This is a genomic window from Phaeodactylibacter luteus (assembly GCF_007993045.1).
Classification (GTDB): Bacteria; Bacteroidota; Bacteroidia; order Chitinophagales; family Saprospiraceae; genus Phaeodactylibacter; species Phaeodactylibacter luteus.
In genome coordinates, this window is sequence record NZ_VOOR01000196.1 from 1 (window position 1) to 520 (window position 520).

The 520-nt window shown below is 51.3% G+C and carries 1 protein-coding gene; it reads right to left on the reverse strand.

What is annotated here, in order from left to right; translation table 11 throughout:
* Positions 1–520 (reverse strand): hypothetical protein (locus FRY97_RS22645; RefSeq protein ID WP_170254876.1); only part of this gene is annotated, 520 nt, incomplete at both ends.

The window sequence follows — 520 nt, forward strand, 5'->3', positions numbered from 1 at the left end:
AGGATCGTTTGCAGGGCAAGTGATGACGGGGTCTGTCTTGTCCTCCCCTGTTACATATCCCCAGCAGTTTTCGAAACCGCCGTAGATGTCATCGTCGCCGATGATCTGCTCAGGTACTACGTAAGAGAAGTTGCTGATAGAACCAGAAGCGGTGTTAGGGAATGCGCCATCTACGTCAAGTACGAACGCAAGGATGTCACCTGCTTCAAGGTCCACAGTTTCAGATCCGGTTGTGGTAGCGTTGCTGTTATCAACTGCAAGAAGCGTTTCTACACCGTCTATCGTGTAAAGCAGGAACTCATAGTCAAACCCTTCGCCAGGGATACCAGTTCCGGACTCTGCAGAAGAGAATGCCCAGTCGAATGATGCTGTACCAGACTGCGTGATAGCGATGGTTGCGCTTACAATGCTTGCAGGGCCTGGATCAGCTGTCTGAGCGAACTGGATAGAAGAAGAACCGTTCAGGGCTACAGTCAATGCAGTTCCTACGTTTGGAGACAGTACAGGCAGGAAGTCGCCG